We start from the raw sequence: 12,434 nt of genomic DNA on the forward strand, positions 1-12,434 counted from the left end.
ATCCTTGTCCTCCTGTTCTATTGCATAATAGACCTCATTTTCTTTGTAAAACCAGCATCTGTGATGGCTAAGACTTTTCTTGCTTTGCCAATCGCAGAGCTCAATTCCAGTGTTGAAAACACGGTTACTACTTCTACTTGGTAATAGTTACTTTTATCTTTTATTTTTTGTTCAAATTTGGGGCAGCATCACCTGCCAGAAAAACCATTTTAGCTTTTCCTTCCTGAATAGCCTTAACGACTAATTCTTCCCCAGAAATGATTCGTCCAGCCCTCTGAGCCAGTCCAAGTAGGTTTGCGACTTGTTGTTTATTCAAGACCTAATTCTCTTCTTTTCACTTTATGATCAACATAGGCAATCAATTCATCATAGAAAGCCTCATCTACTTCCATGTTAAAACTACGGTTAAATACGTGTTTTTTCTTTGCTTGGATAGCTTCATCATTATCTAGTTTGATATAAGCTCCACGGCCATTGGCTTTTCCTGTCGGATCAATAAAGACTTGACCTTCCTTATTTTTGACAATTCGTAACAAATCACGTTTATCAATCACTTCATTTGAAACAACTGATTTTCTCAAAGGGATTTTTCGTGTTTTTGCCATATTTGCCCCCTTAGTCTAGCTCTGTAACATCGCTTTCTTCAAGGTCTGCTGTTAGAGCCGCTTCTGCCATTCCTTCAATTGCTTGGTCGGTATATGTTTGATTTGTATCTTCATACACATTTTCTTCTACTTCAGCACCAAAGCCGCCTAACTCCCCAGCTGCTTCCATAGCTTCAAAATCACTCGCTGATTTGATATCGATGCGATAGCCAGTTAAATGAGCTGCTAAACGGACATTTTGTCCACGACGGCCGATAGCAAGAGATAACTTATTATCTGGCACGACAACCAATGCACGTTTATTGTCTTCTGAGTGGAAGATAACTTGATCTACCTCAGCTGGTGCAATCGCGTTGTAGATAAATTCAGCAGGATCTGCCACCCATTCGATCACATCAATGTTTTCTTCAACAGGAACCATGCGATCGCTCTTGGCATCGTATTTTGCTGGGTGGAATTTGCTAGTAATTTTCTTGATATTAGCTCCACCACGACCAACGATTGTACCAATTGCATCAACATTTGGATTATGACTACGCACAGCAACCTTAGTCCGGTCGCCCGCTTCACGAGCCACACTCATAATTTCCACAGTCCCATCATAAACTTCTGGGATTTCCTGTTCCATCAGACGCTTAATCATTTCAGGATGACTACGGCTTACAAAGACATTTACTCCACGTGGATTGTCTTCAACTTTGTATACAAAAACTTCGATGCGGTCATGAGAAGCAAAAATTTCTCCAGGAATCTGATCTTGTTTAGAAAGTTGCGCCTCAATGCTACCCAGATTTACATAGATAAAGCGATTGTCAAAGCGTTCTACTGTACCTGACATGATTTCATTTTCATGTTCCTTATAAGTGTTATAAGTAATGGTACGAGTTTGCTTGCGCATCTTTTCCATGATAGTTTGCTTAGCAGACTGAGCTGCAACACGACCAAACTCAGCAGGGGCTTCTTCAAATTTAATCTTGTCACCCAACTCGTAAGCAGAGCTAATCGCAAGTGCATCCTTCAAGCTGATTTCTAAACGGCTATCAAAGACTTCATCAACGACTTCACGAACTGTATAAACATGGAAGTCTCCTTTTTTCTCATCGAAATCAATCAAAGCACTATCTGCTTGACCATAACGGCGACGATAAGCAGATCGAAGTGATTCCTTTACTGCGTCAATAATGTCTTCTTTTTTGATACCTTTATCTTCTTCTAAGATGCGGAAAGCATCTAGCATTTCTTTACTCATTTTCTCTTAGCTTTTGCTAGGCAAAAGCAATCCTTTCTTTTATTTTTAAAACTTTACAGCAAGCCTTGCCTTGGAAACAAGGTTGTAAGGAATAGCAATTTCTTTCTTACGGGTTTTGTCCATATACTCTAGTGTCAAGACATCCTCTTTAAATTGGAGTAAGGTTCCTTCAAAAACCTTTTGCTTATCCAAAGTCTTGTACAATCCGACATGGATATACTGGCCAACTGCCGCTTCTACTTGTTCTTTAGTCTTAAGCGGCCTCTCCAAACCTGGACTGGTTACTTCAAGAAAGTACTGTTCAGGGAAAGGATCTGGCTTAATTGTATCCAGTAAAGGACTGATGATATCCGTCAAATCTGCCGTATCATTGACCGTAATCCCTCCTGGCTTATCAACAAAGACACTTAGAACAAAATCACTCCCTATCTTGCCATACTCCACATCAACAAGCTCAAAAGGGGCCATGATAGCAGGCTCGATAACTGCTGTCACTAACTCTACAATTGTTGCGATAAGACTACACCTCCTCACAGATAAGAGGCGAAGAATCTTCTCCGCCTCGTTTTTTCATATCACTAGTTGTAGTATAACACTTTTCACTCAACATTGCAAGAAATATGTATCCGACAAAGTCATTTAGCAAAATTCTGCTTCAACCCGATAAATAACCTGTCCCTTGCTAGAAAATTTTTGCTCGTACTCCGTCATGACATTTCCTTCAAAGTCACTAGCATGCAAGTCTAACCAAACACCATTAAGCTTCATACCATATTGCGAGAAACTCACCAGACTATACTCAAACAAGCCACGATTATCTGTCTTAAAGTGAATCTCTCCATTTTCTGGTAGTATTTGCTTAAAAGTGTCTAAAAAGGATTTATATGTCAAGCGTCGTTTTTCATGGCGTTTTTTAGGCCACGGATCTGAAAAATTTAAATAAAGGCGATCTATCTCACCATCAGAAAAATAATTAGTCAGATCAGAACCGTCCACCCAGAGTAATTTAATATTCGGCACATCAGCGACCAGTACTTTGTCCAAAGCATAGCTCAACACAGACTTTTGAATGTCAATCCCAATGTAATTTATATTTGGGTTTGCCTTGGCCATACCAGTGATAAAAGCCCCCTTTCCACTTCCAACTTCTATATGGATGGGATGGGTATTCCCAAAAATCTCTTGCCACTTTCCTTTAGCGTCAGCTGGGTTAAGTACGACATATTGGGGATTTGCTTCAAGAAGCTCCGTGGCTCCTTTACGATTTCTTACTCTCATGATTCCTTTCTATATCTCGACCGAAAATTACGCAAAGCATAAATTTCTCGGTTTACATTTTCTAAATCATTATTTTCATAATATCTTGCAATTTGGCAGAGATAAGTATACTGGCTATACCAATATAATTTTTCCAATACCTTTTCATTATACTTGTAACCATAGTATGTCAACCATTCTTCCCAATGCGCTTCTGGAATATAGTGACTAAGCAAATGGGCCACATCGAACATGCGATCCGTCAAACGAACAGAATCCCAATCGACGAGATAAATCAAACCACTCTGTGTCTCTACCCAGTTGCTATGGCGAACATCACCATGCACAATAGTTGCATAATCCTCTCGAAAAGCTGGTAAATTGCGGCGTAAGTCATCAATGATGGATTGTAGATATTGATTATTTTGTAAAGCGAAAGATGCTTTCTCAAGCCAATTATCTAGCAGATCATTAGGCGTTTCTAAGGCATAACCTAGCTTGGTCAACTGAGTCATGAGAGGGCGTGAACGATGCAAGCGAATCAAAATATCAAAAATCTGCTTTCGCTCTAGTCCATCTGGACCCAAAATATCACCAGACAGCCATTCTTGAGCAGTCAATACATTACCATCTGGCAGACGACGACTCCATAATAATTGCGGTGCGATCTGTTCTTTTGCAAGTCCTGCTAAAATTGGAGTCGTATTCATTTTGATAAAAACACGTTCTCCATCAGGATAACTACCCATGTAAGCCTTACCACTCTTACCATTTATCGGCGTCAGGGTTAGTTCATTATCAATCAAGTCCATTCGTACCCTCCATCAAAGTTTCCTATCTATTTTACTAGTTTTAGCACCTTTAGTCAACCAAGCGATTCAGCTTATAAGGCAGATAAAACGCATAAAGTAGAGCATATATCCCAACAATAACTAAGATCATTATTTTTTCGTTAAAAAATAGCAATGCTGCTACTAATTCCAACAAAAAGGTGATTGTACCAACCGCTGTGATAACCCTTCTTGCCCCACCTAGCTTATCAGCTTCCTCAAGAGGAAATAGGTTTGTTAGATACTGATAATCATATGCCTCATATATCCCCAAAAGTTGAAAGAGCAATAGATATTGAAATAAACTGACAAATACCGCCGCAATCATACTTTGGGGGAGAAAAACAATCACCAATACAGAAAGAAGCAATAAGCGCAATGTAAGTGCAAAAAAATCACCATTTCGTAAATAAGAACGTAAGAACAGATGATCCCAAGTCCTATTCTGTCGCTTAGGTAGATAGCGAACCAGCATATCTAAATAAGCACGACGCTTCACACTACTTGAGATTCCCTTGACATTTGCAAACAGGGCATAAAATTGCAAAATGCGTTGTTTTCGTCTTTCTTCATAAGCAATAATGGATCTCCAATCCAATCCTTCTTGACTAAAAAACTTCTGGCTTTTTTGTTGAAATACGACCCCTTTTACTCCAAGCAAAAGCAAAGCATATAAAATAAAACCCCAAATAGACCATCCTAAAGCCATAAAAATAGGCACCAGTAATGATAGCAAAAAAGTTTGAACAAATCCCCATAAAAGGAATGATTTTTTTATTTGATCTTTTATATAATCACGTAGCTCTTCTTCCTTAGCCAGTAGAAAAAGATTATCTGGCTTTTCAAAATAAGTCGCAATCCGTCCCATAAGTACAAGCACGATAGATAAAAGAAATAAAGCAATCCAAATCGGCAAATGCTCTTGAGGAAAATGTCGAAGCAGTTGACTATACTGAACAGCCACAAAGCCCAAGAAAACCATTAAAAACAAGATGAAATGATCGTTTAAAACATAACGTAAATATTTAATACACTGTGCTCGAAAATCCTGTTTACGCTTAAAAAACATTGCTCTCATAAGGCAGCCTCTTCCGTCAAAGCTAAATAAATTTCATTCAAACTAGCATCCGGCATTGAAAATTCATTTCGTAACTGCTCTAAATTGCCTTTTGCACGCACTTGCCCTTTATGTAAAATAACAAACGAATCACACATTCTCTCAGCTGAATCCAGTACATGAGTACTCATCAAGATTGACTTTCCCTTGGACTTTTCAATCGAAAGCAACTCAATCAAGTCCGCAATAGCAACTGGATCCAAACCTAGAAAAGGCTCATCCACAATAAACAAACTCGGATCAATCACAAAAGCACAGATGATCATCACTTTTTGTTTCATTCCTTTTGAAAAATGAACTGGAAACCAGTCCAGCTTATCTTTCAAGCGGAATGTATCTAGTAAATGCTCCACTCTATCTAAGGCTACTTGAGGCTCAATATCGTAAGCCATAGCTACCATCTCGATGTGTTCTTTCAATGTTAATTCTTCATAAAGACTTGGAGTTTCCGGGATAAAACCAATTTTCTTTCGGTAGGCTGTACGATTGGCTTGCAAACTCAGTCCATCAATCAAAATCTCTCCTTGATAAGGAGTCAACAATCCAATAATTTCATTGATAGTCGTGGACTTTCCAGCGCCATTCAAACCAATCAGACCAACCAACTGACCATCTCCAACTTCAAAACTGACATCCTTTAAAACAGGAATATTGACATAGCCTCCTGTAAGCCCTTTTATTTCTAACATTTTTTCTCCAAATTCTGGTATAATATGTTTAATTGTAAGTTGTTGCTCTGTATACCTGTTTACGGCAATACCGTTCAGCATTTACATTCTTCTATATTATATCAAAATCTAGCCAAAGAGGTATATTTTATGACAGATTGTATTTTTTGTAACATTATTGCAGGTGAAATCCCTGCCGCTAAAGTTTATGAAGATGAAGGCGTCCTTGCTTTTCTTGATATTTCACAAGTTACACCTGGCCACACCCTTGTTGTTCCTAAGAAACATTTTCGTAACTTGCTAGAGATGGATAGTGTTAACTCTAGCCTGCTCTTTGAACAAGTTCCACAAATTGCCCGTAAAATTATGAAAGCGACCGGTGCGACTGGTATGAATATCATTAATAACAACGAAGAAGTCGCTGGCCAAACAGTGTTTCATACCCACATACACTTAGCTCCGCGCTTCAGTGAAAAGGATGATCTAAAAGTAACATTCGTCGCTCACGAACCAAACTTTGAAGAATTGGGAAAACTGGCAGAGAAAATTGCTCAAACTAAGGAATAAGGAACATTTATGAAACTAACAAATCTACTTTTATTTGCAGGTGCTGCCGCAGCTAGCTACCACTTGGTGAAAAATCGAGAAGACATTACGGAAGAAGTTAGCGAAACCAGTCAACTCCTGAAAAAAGCACAACTTAGCTTAGTCAATATCCAAGCTAACTTGGACTATTTAAAAAACCAGAAAGAAACACTGGAGGATATTAGCAAGGACCTTCAATATAAGGTGAAAGTATTCAATCAAGAAGCCCATGCTCGTTTAACTGAAATCCAACAAATCTGGGAAAATCCTTCCAACAACAAATAAAAAGAGTCTAGTATCATTTGAATCGCGCCAAAAATTAGATTTTATATCTAACTTTTTGGGTCAGTGCATTTTGATACTAGACTTTTCTTGTAAACATTAATTAGTTGTCTGCGCATCGCTTGATGCTTCAGGGACTGTAGTAGTTGTTGCAGATGATGGTGTCTGTCCCACAGTAGTCGAAGGACTGATGTTGCTTGTTGAGTTATTTGGAGTCGGATTTGAATAGCTATTCGTAGAGTATGCTGTTCCAGTGTCTGCCATATCTGTTACTGTTGGCAAATAGTCACTAGATAAACCTGAGATATTTTGTCCTTCTCCATTCAAATCCTCATACAAGACAGCATTTGTCTCTAACTTTGTTAAGATTTCTAATCCTAGTGACTTGCGCAAAATATTTTGCATTTCAAGTAAATGGTTTTTTGTTACAATTTGATAGCTTCCGCCGTCTGCCAACGTAGCATCTTCACCACGTAGCTGCTGGCTTTCAATATTTTTAAAAGCATCACGATACCCCAAGAGTTGAGGAATACTACCTGATGTCAGCTCAATATTGGTCTGCATATTGCTACTAACCGCCTTCAAGATTGCTTGATAGTGGCTAATACTGTTCAAACTCAATACCTTCTCAACAACCTTTTTAATGACTTCTCGCTGACGTTTTTGGCGTCCGTAATCTCCCTCAGGATCTTGGTAGCGCATGCGAGCATAGACCAAAGCCTGATCACCATTAACAGATTGAACACCTGGCTCAACTTTAGCTGTGTATTCTGGCTCATTTTCTTCGATAGAAATAGGGAAGTCAAAAGTATTATTTACTGTAATACCGCCAACCGCATCTACTAAGTCTACAAGTCCCTTCATGTTGATGAGGATATAACGATCCACATGAATGTTCATCATATCTTGAATCGTTGAAATAGCTAGCTTCGCACCTCCGGTGGCATAAGCGGCATTTAACTTCGCCTCTACTGTTTCTCCATCGCCATTCTTAATCTTCGTTAAAATATCGCGTTCCAAGCTCATCATAACCGTTTTTTTCGTCGTCGGATTAACAGATAAAAGAATCATTGTATCGCTATTTCCTGCCCAAGCATCTGAACGTGAACCACTTCCCGTATCCACTCCCATTAAAAGAATAGTCATAGGCTTCGTCGCAGAAATAACATCTGTCTCGTCTCCAAAACTCTTATAAGTCTTTGATAACTCTCCTGTTGACTGATTATAGATAGTCCAAGCATAGGCTCCAACCCCTAGCACAGTAACTGCTAACAAACTTAAAAACATTAATACAATTTTTTTAAACATATTTTTTAGTCTATCAGTTTTCCCATTAGGTAAACGTCTAGAAATTTCCCTTCTTCTAAGTAAGCGCCTCGCTTCTGCAGGCCTTCAATTTCAAAACCCAAACTCTTATAAAGATGAATTGCCCGTTTGTTTCTCACCTGTACACTTAAAGCCAGTTTACGAATAATATCTGACTCAGTAGCCCAGTCAATGACTTCTTCCATCAAAATTCGACCAAGACCTTGATTCCAAAAAGCCTTTTTTACAGCAACAAAGACATCTCCAATATGCGCAACACGCTTATATCTATCCGCAGTAATACTAACCAATCCTGCTAGTTCTTCATTAAAAAAAGCTACAATCGAAATTCGATTAGGCAAAGAAGCCTGTTGCTCTAAGAATGCTGCCACTTGCTCTGGATTCATTAACATACCAGTCTCATCTAAAGTGGTATAATCAGACTCCTGACCAATTTGATTTAAAAAGTCTATCAAAATAAATGCATCACTAGCCTCTGCTTCTCTTAAAAGTAAGTCATATTCTACTGACACTAGAGCACCCCGTTTTCAATTTGTTGCAATAAGCTTTGAGAACGTTCCCCTGTCGATTCAAATACTAGTCGTCTTCCATTGTTTTCTTTTAAAATCTTGATTTTCAAATAATCCTGAGGTAAACTTGCTGACAACAATTCTCCCCATTCGATGACGGTTACCCCTTCACCAAACAGAAAATCATCCAAATCAATCGAATCTGGATCCTCACCAATCCGATAAACATCCAGATGATAAAGAGGCAAGCGTCCGTCGTATTCTCGAACAATTGTATACGTTGGACTTTTAATCATCTGTTTAATATCCAAACCTTGAGCAATGCCTTTTGTCAAAGTCGTCTTACCAGTTCCTAAATCACCTGATAAAACAACAATATCTTGCGCTACTAAGAGGTTTCCTAGCCTTCGTCCAAAAGACATTAATTCATCTTCATTTTGACTAAACATAAGTCTTATTATACCAGAAAAAATTTTTTCATGCTTAAAAATTAAGAATATATTCAAAAAAAGAGAGTGGGACAGAAATCAGTAATTCGTTAGTATTCGATTTCGTCGTCCCACCTCCGCACAGTTGAGTAGGGATGTAAAAGCTGATGAAATCAGCGTAGTAGAGCCCACTCAACCACTGCGTCTTGCTCGACAATCTAAAGACAATTGAGAGGCTAGGACTTTTGTCCCAGCCTCTTTTGTCAAATCGAAAGATTACAAGAATGCTAGAATGATAAAATTCAAAATGAATAGTGCAGTTGAGCCCCATAGAATCGGATGAATCTCTTTGCTTTTTCCAGTTGTCACTTTCACCAAACAATAAAAGATAAATGCTGCTGCAATCCCGTATGAAATGGAGTAACAAAGTGCCATGAAAAAGGCTGCAAAGAAAGCTGGCAAAGCATCATTAAAGTCACTCCAAACCACATCAAGGAAAGAAGAAACCATCATCACACCAACAATAATTAAAGCCGGAGCTGTAGCCGCTGCTGGAACGATCCCCACTACAGGCAAAATCAGAACTGACAATAGAAAGACAACGGCAGTTGAGACAGCTGTCAGACCCGTACGTCCTCCTTCAGCAATTCCTGCTGCAGATTCAACATAGGTTGTCGTGTTGGAAGTACCAAATAAAGAGCCGATGAAAGTACCAATCGCATCTGCAAATAGAGCTCTGTCCATTTTAGAAGAGAAGCCAGAAGAATTTTCAAGAGCTGCTTCATCCTCTGCTGAAAAAATACCAGTCTTCCGTCCTGTACCAATAAAGGTACCAATCGTATCAAATGTATCTGACAAACTAAATGCAAAAATGGTCATCAAAACAAGCGGAAGACGTCCTACATTGGAGAAGAGTGATCCAAGACCTCCAAATGCTGCAAGAAAGGTTGTTCCCAACTCATTTATCGCTGAGCCAATATGATTCTCTGCGAAGTTTACTGCTGATAGGTTCACCACACCCATTGGGATTCCGATGAGGGTCGTAGTAATAATTCCAATCAAAATTGCTCCACGAATATTTTTGATAACTAAAATAGCCGTAATAATCAAGCCAATAACAGCCAACAAAACACTTGGATCTGTAAAGGTTGAAATAGCTGGTACCACTCCACCATTTCCGACAACAGAAGTGACACCATTAGCAAAAGTTTCTGCTGTCGCCTTCGCTGGCGCCACACCATTTACTGTCATGATATTACTTGCTGATGTTGAAAAAGTAATTATATTTGCATTTTTAAAACCAAGATAAGCTACAAATACGCCAATTCCCCCTCCAATTGCATGCTGCAAACTAACAGGAATGGATTTAATGATGCTTTTGCGTATCTTGGTTACGGTTATAAGGATATTAAAAATTCCACATAGCATAACCATAGCCAGAGCTTCTTGCCATGAGAATCCAAGGCCAAATACAACCGTATAAGTGAAAAAAGCGTTCAATCCCATTCCTGGAGCCAAAGCGTAGGGAACATTAGCAAAGAGCCCCATCACTAAAGTAGAGACAGCTGCTGAGATAATCGTCGCCAAAAATACAGCTTGAGTTGGCATTCCTGCTGCACCCAAAATTGTCGGATTGACAAACAAAATATAACTCATCGCAAAGAATGTCGTTAAACCAGCAATCAATTCTGTCCGAACTGTGGTTCCATTCTCTTTTAGTTTAAAAAACTTGTCCATTTTTCATATCTCCTATCTAATATACGATCTAAATATCGTATTTTACGAACAATAAAATAATTATATTAAAAAAACATTCATCTTTTCAAGATAAATGTTTCCGTTTTTAAGATTTTTTATTGTTTTGAGAAAGAAAAACCAAACTCATGAACTGAATAAAGGTAAATCCAAGGATAAATAGCAGTCGTTCTCTCTGAAATGTTTCTAGTAGTTTTTGAACCACTTGTCCAGGATTACTTACTAAATCCCAAGTATTTAAACGATCATAACGACCGATATAGATTGCCATACTCGAAATTACTGACAAAACCAATGTCGCTAGTAATTCGGTACACCAAGAAAATTTAAAGCGCTCCAGTAAAATCAACCAGCTTTCAATCCCGCAATAAATACCAAACAAGATGCTCGGCACAAATACCATAAATAGGTGCAAACTTGCTCTATTCCACAAAGTATCGCCGACCCAGTGCATATGTACAATATCAGTAATCATGTAAAATGTATTTGGATAAAAAACGAGCCAGAGTATAAATAGAATTGGGAACAACCAAGCTTGCTTAAAATAACGAGTCAAAACTGCAAAATCATAGGCAATCAAAGCCAGCATCATGTTCCATATTAAATCTGGACCTGTTTTAGCAATCCCTTCCATATAGACCAAAAAAGAGAGTGCTAGAAAAAACAAATGAACTGTAATAACCTTGCGCATACAAACAAAACTCCTTAACTAGAAATAAAAGTCTGACGAAATTTACTACATAATCTTAAATGATCACTTCAAACTTTGAACATTTATTATATCATAAATGACTAGCTTTCAGCTTAAAATCTGCTATAATAGAGATTATCCTATTTGAAAAGAGAATGTCATGTCACATAAAATCATTGCCGTAGATTTAGACGGTACCTTACTCAATTCTCAAAGTCAATTATCAGACTTTACGAAAGAAACAATCAAAAAAGTATCTCAAAAAGGTCACAAAGTCATCATCGCAACAGGTCGCCCTTATCGCATGGCCTATCATTATTACAAAGAGTTAGAGTTAGATACACCTATGATTAATTTCAACGGGTCGCTCACTCACTTGCCAGGAAAAAAATGGGAATTTGAACGTTCTTTAACAGTGGACAAATCCTTTCTCATTGACATGGTCGCACGAGAAGAAGAAATCGAAGCAGATTTCATAGCAGGAGAATTTCGAAATAAATTCTATATTACTAATCCAGACGAAAAGGTAGCCAGCCCGCAACTATTTGGCGTATCGTCTTTCATTCCCGAAAATCAACTAAACTCTCAGTTAATTACAAAAGATCCAAGCGCTATCCTTTTACAAACACGAGCTAAAGATAAATATGCCTTAGCGGATCAGATGAAATCCTTCTACAACCATGAACTCTCAATCAACACTTGGGGCGGTCCACTTAATATCCTTGAATGTACACCTAAAGGCGTCAACAAAGCCTTTTCTTTGAACTATTTACTAAACGTTCTAAATGCTGACCGCACCGATCTTATTGCTTTTGGTGATGAGCACAATGATACTGAAATGTTGGAATTTGCAGGCACCGGCTATGCTATGAAAAACGCGAGTGACACCCTTCTTCCTTTCGCTGACAAACAACTCGATTTAACGAATGAGCAAGATGGTGTAGCACACGAGTTAACGAGATTATTCTTATAAAAAATAGAGCAGAAAATATCCAAACTCCCTAAATATTTTCTGTTCTTTTTTTTGAAAAAATTTTTATAAAACTACTTGAAAAGGATTTTTTATTGTGATAAAATTAACTTAAAATATAATATATTAATATGAATGTTTTTATATCATTCTTTAAAAAGG

The 12,434-nt window shown here is 38.1% G+C and carries 15 protein-coding genes and 1 pseudogene; 3 read left to right on the plus strand and 13 right to left on the minus strand.

Going from position 1 to position 12,434, the window contains the following annotated elements; all coding sequences use genetic code 11:
- Positions 1-17 precede the first annotated feature (17 nt).
- The 8 genes and pseudogenes from HMPREF9182_RS10425 to HMPREF9182_RS04030 form a co-directional block, all read right to left on the minus strand.
- A pseudogene (locus tag HMPREF9182_RS10425) lies at positions 18-316 on the minus strand (YlxQ-related RNA-binding protein).
- On the minus strand, positions 309-605 hold the full coding sequence (gene rnpM / locus HMPREF9182_RS04000) for an RNase P modulator RnpM (RefSeq protein WP_009443777.1): 297 nt from the start codon (positions 603-605) through the stop codon (positions 309-311). The pseudogene HMPREF9182_RS10425 and the gene rnpM overlap by 8 nt, the downstream one beginning before the upstream one ends.
- A 10-nt stretch (positions 606-615) precedes the next feature.
- Positions 616-1,854 carry a transcription termination factor NusA gene (nusA, locus tag HMPREF9182_RS04005; RefSeq protein ID WP_009444005.1) on the minus strand — a complete coding sequence of 413 codons (1,239 nt, stop codon included), beginning with the start codon at positions 1,852-1,854 and terminating at the stop codon, positions 616-618.
- 45 nt (positions 1,855-1,899) lie between these two features.
- Positions 1,900-2,322: a ribosome maturation factor RimP gene (rimP, locus tag HMPREF9182_RS04010; RefSeq protein WP_255263273.1), complete on the minus strand. Its 423-nt coding sequence runs from the start codon at positions 2,320-2,322 to the stop codon at positions 1,900-1,902.
- Positions 2,323-2,493: 171 nt separating this feature from the next.
- Positions 2,494-3,132, minus strand: coding sequence for a tRNA (guanosine(46)-N7)-methyltransferase TrmB (gene trmB, locus HMPREF9182_RS04015; protein ID WP_009754528.1), 639 nt, complete (start codon positions 3,130-3,132; stop codon positions 2,494-2,496).
- On the minus strand, positions 3,129-3,923 hold the full coding sequence (gene ccrZ, locus HMPREF9182_RS04020) for a cell cycle regulator CcrZ (protein ID WP_009754747.1): 795 nt from the start codon (positions 3,921-3,923) through the stop codon (positions 3,129-3,131). Before ccrZ ends, trmB begins: the two co-directional genes overlap by 4 nt.
- A gap of 49 nt (positions 3,924-3,972) precedes the next feature.
- Positions 3,973-5,019: an ABC transporter permease gene (locus HMPREF9182_RS04025; protein WP_009443745.1), complete on the minus strand. Its 1,047-nt coding sequence runs from the start codon at positions 5,017-5,019 to the stop codon at positions 3,973-3,975.
- A complete protein-coding gene (locus tag HMPREF9182_RS04030) occupies positions 5,016-5,747 on the minus strand; it encodes an ABC transporter ATP-binding protein (protein ID WP_009754253.1) in 732 nt (243 codons plus the stop codon). The genes HMPREF9182_RS04025 and HMPREF9182_RS04030 overlap by 4 nt, the downstream gene beginning before the upstream one ends.
- Positions 5,748-5,876: 129 nt before the next feature.
- Here HMPREF9182_RS04030 and HMPREF9182_RS04035 point away from each other — a divergent pair, with 129 nt between their 5' ends.
- Positions 5,877-6,293: an HIT family protein gene (locus tag HMPREF9182_RS04035; RefSeq protein WP_009443231.1), complete on the plus strand. Its 417-nt coding sequence runs from the start codon at positions 5,877-5,879 to the stop codon at positions 6,291-6,293.
- Between the two features lie 9 nt (positions 6,294-6,302).
- A complete protein-coding gene (locus HMPREF9182_RS04040) occupies positions 6,303-6,596 on the plus strand; it encodes a hypothetical protein (RefSeq protein WP_009443823.1) in 294 nt (97 codons plus the stop codon).
- Between the two features lie 96 nt (positions 6,597-6,692).
- Here HMPREF9182_RS04040 and lytR read toward each other — a convergent pair whose 3' ends face one another.
- From lytR to HMPREF9182_RS04065, 5 genes are all read right to left on the minus strand, one after another.
- Positions 6,693-7,901 (minus strand): glycopolymer--peptidoglycan transferase LytR, encoded by a 1,209-nt coding sequence (gene lytR, locus HMPREF9182_RS04045; RefSeq protein ID WP_009755080.1) that lies wholly within the window; start codon positions 7,899-7,901, stop codon positions 6,693-6,695.
- Positions 7,902-7,906: 5 nt separating this feature from the next.
- Entirely contained in the window at positions 7,907-8,431 is a 525-nt protein-coding gene (locus HMPREF9182_RS04050; RefSeq protein WP_009443380.1) for a GNAT family N-acetyltransferase, read from the minus strand.
- Entirely contained in the window at positions 8,431-8,877 is a 447-nt protein-coding gene (gene tsaE / locus HMPREF9182_RS04055; protein WP_009754373.1) for a tRNA (adenosine(37)-N6)-threonylcarbamoyltransferase complex ATPase subunit type 1 TsaE, read from the minus strand. The genes HMPREF9182_RS04050 and tsaE overlap by 1 nt, the downstream gene beginning before the upstream one ends.
- A 255-nt stretch (positions 8,878-9,132) precedes the next feature.
- Entirely contained in the window at positions 9,133-10,593 is a 1,461-nt protein-coding gene (locus tag HMPREF9182_RS04060; RefSeq protein WP_009754461.1) for an NCS2 family permease, read from the minus strand.
- Positions 10,594-10,699: 106 nt separating this feature from the next.
- Positions 10,700-11,302 (minus strand): DUF1361 domain-containing protein, encoded by a 603-nt coding sequence (locus HMPREF9182_RS04065; protein WP_009443451.1) that lies wholly within the window; start codon positions 11,300-11,302, stop codon positions 10,700-10,702.
- Positions 11,303-11,462: 160 nt separating this feature from the next.
- Here HMPREF9182_RS04065 and HMPREF9182_RS04070 point away from each other — a divergent pair, with 160 nt between their 5' ends.
- Positions 11,463-12,275 (plus strand): Cof-type HAD-IIB family hydrolase, encoded by an 813-nt coding sequence (locus HMPREF9182_RS04070; RefSeq protein WP_009443725.1) that lies wholly within the window; start codon positions 11,463-11,465, stop codon positions 12,273-12,275.
- The last annotated feature ends 159 nt before the right edge of the window (positions 12,276-12,434 follow it).

The organism is Streptococcus sp. oral taxon 056 str. F0418 (assembly GCF_000220065.1).
GTDB lineage: Bacteria > Bacillota > Bacilli > Lactobacillales > Streptococcaceae > Streptococcus.

Coding starts and splice junctions, on each gene's coding strand:
- rnpM (WP_009443777.1), bottom strand. CDS start 605: ATGGCAAAAACACGAAAAATCCCTTTGAGAAAATCAGTTGTTTCAAAT.
- nusA (WP_009444005.1), bottom strand. CDS start 1,854: ATGAGTAAAGAAATGCTAGATGCTTTCCGCATCTTAGAAGAAGATAAA.
- rimP (WP_255263273.1), bottom strand. CDS start 2,322: ATGGCCCCTTTTGAGCTTGTTGATGTGGAGTATGGCAAGATAGGGAGT.
- trmB (WP_009754528.1), bottom strand. CDS start 3,132: ATGAGAGTAAGAAATCGTAAAGGAGCCACGGAGCTTCTTGAAGCAAAT.
- ccrZ (WP_009754747.1), bottom strand. CDS start 3,923: ATGGACTTGATTGATAATGAACTAACCCTGACGCCGATAAATGGTAAG.
- HMPREF9182_RS04025 (WP_009443745.1), bottom strand. CDS start 5,019: ATGAGAGCAATGTTTTTTAAGCGTAAACAGGATTTTCGAGCACAGTGT.
- HMPREF9182_RS04030 (WP_009754253.1), bottom strand. CDS start 5,747: ATGTTAGAAATAAAAGGGCTTACAGGAGGCTATGTCAATATTCCTGTT.
- HMPREF9182_RS04035 (WP_009443231.1), top strand. CDS start 5,877: ATGACAGATTGTATTTTTTGTAACATTATTGCAGGTGAAATCCCTGCC.
- HMPREF9182_RS04040 (WP_009443823.1), top strand. CDS start 6,303: ATGAAACTAACAAATCTACTTTTATTTGCAGGTGCTGCCGCAGCTAGC.
- lytR (WP_009755080.1), bottom strand. CDS start 7,901: ATGTTTAAAAAAATTGTATTAATGTTTTTAAGTTTGTTAGCAGTTACT.
- tsaE (WP_009754373.1), bottom strand. CDS start 8,877: ATGTTTAGTCAAAATGAAGATGAATTAATGTCTTTTGGACGAAGGCTA.
- HMPREF9182_RS04060 (WP_009754461.1), bottom strand. CDS start 10,593: ATGGACAAGTTTTTTAAACTAAAAGAGAATGGAACCACAGTTCGGACA.
- HMPREF9182_RS04065 (WP_009443451.1), bottom strand. CDS start 11,302: ATGCGCAAGGTTATTACAGTTCATTTGTTTTTTCTAGCACTCTCTTTT.
- HMPREF9182_RS04070 (WP_009443725.1), top strand. CDS start 11,463: ATGTCACATAAAATCATTGCCGTAGATTTAGACGGTACCTTACTCAAT.